The organism is Mesorhizobium sp. M7A.F.Ca.AU.001.01.1.1 (assembly GCF_004022735.1).
GTDB classification, from domain to species: Bacteria; Pseudomonadota; Alphaproteobacteria; order Rhizobiales; family Rhizobiaceae; genus Mesorhizobium; species Mesorhizobium ciceri.
In genome coordinates this window covers 1-2869 of the sequence record NZ_RZPF01000779.1, presented here as the reverse complement: position 1 = coordinate 2869, position 2869 = coordinate 1, and the positions used below count along the sequence as shown (strand labels likewise).

Genomic DNA, 2869 nt, shown 5'->3' with positions numbered 1-2869 from the left:
GGCTGATCGCGGCGCGGCCGTCCGCCTTCCACGGCGCGAACAGGTTTTTGTTGTCGAAAGCCATCTTGCCGTCCTTGACCAACGTACCGACGATGGCGGCATTCACTGTTTTGGTCATCGACCAGCCGAGCAGCGGCGTCCTGGCGGAAAAGCCATCGCCGTAGCGCTCGGCGACGACACGGCCATTCTTGACCACCACCACCGCGCGCATGCCGGTGCCGATCAGCGCCGCATCATCCAGCAGCTTGGCAACAACCGGATCCTGTGATGCCTCGACCCGTTCGCCTTCCGGCCACAGGTCGCCCATGGTGACTGCGGACGGCTCCGCTTGGATCGCGGTCCGCCGCACCTTTCCTACGTCGCCGTCCGGAACCGAAGCGCAGCCAAGCCCGTCGCGGGCTACGGCGACGCTCTTGCCGAGGAAACCGAACAGGCCGGCAGACACCGTTCCCCTGTTCTTGTCCACCGAAACCCGCATTAACCGCAGCAGGGGATGCCCGGGTGCCTGCACGTCGACGGCCAGCACCTCATTGGGATCGCGGCCGGCGATAAAAACGTTCGAACAGACGATCTTGGCCGAGTAGCCCGAGCCGACCCTGATCAACTCCGGTGGCGCGATATAAAGCCAGGCAAAAAGTGCTGCGACCGCCAGGACGATCAGGCCAAGCAGCCATTTGACGATCTTGACCACGATCCGCATTTATTTCCTCCGGGCCCTGCGCGACCCTTATGTCATCGATTTGCCGCCATTGCTTCCGCAAATCACAATGCTTGTCGAGCGCCATCAACGGATTATCAACCATGATCGGCGATCACAGGATATGCTGAGCGATGCTGTGGGGCGATCGTTCGGAGGGGGCCCGATCACAAAGCAGGCCATCAGTGTAGAGACCCATCAGCGACCGGCTGAATCCGGCTCGGGAATTGCGATGCGCCGTCTTGCGGGCCTGATCATGCTAGCGCTGCTTGGTGCTTGCTCGACCGTCGACGATCTCTCGCCGCTGTCGCCATCCGCTTCGAGCAGCCCGACGGTTGCCGTGCGCGCGCCGCGCTTTGCCGACTCCAAGCCGCATGAATGGGAGAGCGGCGCGCCGTGGAACTATGCCGTCCACGGCACCGATGTTTCCAAATACCAGACCTCGGTCGACTGGCCGGCTGCCAGGGCCAGCGGCATCTCCTTCGCCTTCATCAAGGCGACCGAGGGCGGCGACCGTTTCGACGAGTATTTCAGCGAGCATTGGGCGCGCACGAAGGCCAACGGGATTCCGCGAGCCGCCTATCATTTCTATTATTTCTGCACCCCGGCTGCCGTTCAGGCGCGCTGGTTCATCCGCAACGTCCCCGTCGATCGCTCGGCGATGCCGCCGGTCCTCGATATGGAATGGAACCCGCAATCGCCGACCTGCAGGCTGCGTCCCGACGCCGCCACGGTGCGCGCGGAGATGACCACCTTCCTCGAAATCGTCGAACGCCATTACGGCAAGAAGCCGATCATCTACACTTCCGTCGACTTCTTCGACGACAACGGGCTGTCAGGTTTCCGCGGCTATCCCTACTGGCTGCGTTCCGTCGCCGGCCATCCGCGTGAGAAATACGGCAGCCACCCCTTCACCTTCTGGCAGTACACCGGAACCGGCATCGTTCCCGGCATGACCGGCAAGTCCGACATCAACGTCTTCAACGGCAGCGAAGCCGCCTGGAACAAATGGCTGCGGCAGAACACCCGTTGACGTCAGGTTCAACGGCAGCACCGCCCTGGATCAAATCACTCCAGCAGAGCTTCCGTTGAACCGGTGCAACGGCAGCACTGCCCTGCATCAAATCACTCCAGCAGAGAAGCTGCCGCAGAACACCGTTGACACCGGGCCTGCCGCCTGCTTTTCGACACAGCCAGCGGGAAAGAGTGCAACCGCCGGTAATTCAGGGCGTTGGGCTTCCCGGGGGGGAGCACAACAAATGACCCCCTGTTCGTTTCGAAAGGAAGCTGATGCGACTGCGTTCCAAAGTCCTCGCGGCTGCGCTGACCCTGTGCGCCACGGCCTTGCCGGCGATGGCGCAGGAATGCGGCGGCGACTTCGAATCCTGGAAGCAGGGCGTCGCCGCGGAAGCCAAGGCGGCCGGCGTAGGTGCAGTGGGTCTCGACGCCCTTGAAGCGGCAACCTTAGATGACAAGGTGTTGGCGCGCGACCGCGCCCAGGGCGTCTTCACCCAAACCTTTGTCGAGTTTTCCAACCGGATGATCTCGGCCTATCGCCTGAAGCAAGGTGCGGCGAACATGAAGAAATACGCGGATGTCTTCGCCCGCGCCGACCAGCAGTTCGGCGTCCAGGCGCCGATCATCGCCGCCTTCTGGGCGCTGGAGACCGATTTCGGCGCCGTGCAGGGCGACTTCCACACGCTGAGCGCCCTGGTGACGCTTTCCCATGATTGCCGCCGGCCGCAGCTCTTCCGGCAACAGCTGGTGCCGCTTCTGGAACTGATCGATCGCGGCGTGCTGCCGGCCGATGTCAGGGGCGCCTGGGCCGGCGAGATCGGCCAGACGCAGATCCTGCCCTCCGACTATCTGGCACGCGGCGTCGACGGCGACGGCGACGGCAAGATCGACCTGCGCGGCAGCGTGCCTGATGTGATCATGACCACTGCCAACAAGGTGCTGTCGCGCGGCTGGAAACGCGACCAGCCCTGGATCCAGGAAGTCCGCGTGCCCGAAGACATGCCGTGGGATCAGACCGGTCGCACCAACAAGCTGCCGCTGTCGCAGTGGGCGCAATGGGGCGTCACCTACCCCAGCGGCGCGCCGCTGGTCGATAACGGCCTGAAAGCAGGCCTCGCGCTGCCGATGGGCCGCAAGGGGCCAGCCTTCCTCACC

The 2869-nt window shown here is 63.6% G+C and carries 2 protein-coding genes and 1 pseudogene; 2 read left to right on the top strand and 1 reads right to left on the bottom strand.

Annotated elements, in window-relative coordinates; genetic code table 11:
- A pseudogene (locus EN884_RS31655) lies at nt 1-700 on the bottom strand (serine hydrolase); the annotation flags it as partial.
- Nucleotides 701-929: 229 nt separating this feature from the next.
- Here EN884_RS31655 and EN884_RS31650 point away from each other — a divergent pair.
- Both EN884_RS31650 and EN884_RS31645 read left to right on the top strand, forming a co-directional pair.
- Nucleotides 930-1730 carry a GH25 family lysozyme gene (locus EN884_RS31650; RefSeq protein WP_013530938.1) on the top strand — a complete coding sequence of 267 codons (801 nt, stop codon included), beginning with the start codon at nt 930-932 and terminating at the stop codon, nt 1728-1730.
- A gap of 257 nt (nt 1731-1987) precedes the next feature.
- Nucleotides 1988-2869, top strand: an 882-nt coding sequence (locus EN884_RS31645; RefSeq protein WP_164895280.1) for a lytic murein transglycosylase, incomplete at its 3' end; no start/stop codon positions are given.

Coding starts and splice junctions, on each gene's coding strand:
- EN884_RS31650 (WP_013530938.1), top strand. CDS start 930: ATGCGCCGTCTTGCGGGCCTGATCATGCTAGCGCTGCTTGGTGCTTGC.